The organism is Catenulispora rubra (assembly GCF_015356825.1).
Lineage (GTDB): Bacteria > Actinomycetota > Actinomycetes > Streptomycetales > Catenulisporaceae > Catenulispora > Catenulispora rubra.
The window spans coordinates 1-601 of record NZ_JAACYW010000698.1; the positions used below are offsets into that span (position 1 = coordinate 1).

At 70.9% G+C, this 601-nt stretch carries 1 protein-coding gene; it reads left to right on the top strand.

What is annotated here, in order from left to right:
• Window positions 1–18: 18 nt before the first annotated feature.
• Window positions 19–601: GAF domain-containing protein (locus GWK61_RS55015; RefSeq protein WP_499704286.1), on the top strand; the 583-nt coding region annotated here is incomplete at its 3' end.

Genomic DNA, 601 nt, shown 5'->3' on the forward strand with positions numbered 1-601 from the left:
GTTGATGCCGGTGAGGCTGTGCGGGCGGCGATTTGGGCGTCGTGGCAGCGGTGTCGGGCCGGTGGGTTGGGGCCCGGGGACGTTGACCTGCCCTATGAGCCTGACACGGGTGCCGAGGAGTTGCTGTTACGGGCCTCGGCGCCGGTGGTGGAGCGGCTGCACGGCATGTTGGTCGGCTCGCCGGTGTGCGTGGTCCTGACCGATGCGGCGGCTCGGGTGCTGGTCCGGCGGGCCGGGGAGCCGGGGTTGAATCGGCACCTTGACGCCGTGCAGTTGGCCGAGGGCTTCAGCTATCACGAGGCCGACGCCGGGACCAACGGGATCGGGACGGCGTTGGCCGAGGGGCGGCCGGCTGTGGTGCTGGCCGGGGAGCACTTTGCTGATCGGTTCCTGGCTTTCGCTTGTGCCGGCGTGCCGATCCGGGATCCGTTCAGTGGGCGGATCCGCGGTGTGGTGGACCTCACGTCATGGCGGCGGGATGCCAGTCCGCTGATGGCGGCGTTGGCGGCGGAGGCCGCGGAGAACATCGAGTTGCGCCTGTTGGAGCAGTACTCGGTGAAGGAGCGGGCGCTGCTGGCTCAGGCGCGGCGGGACGGTGGGC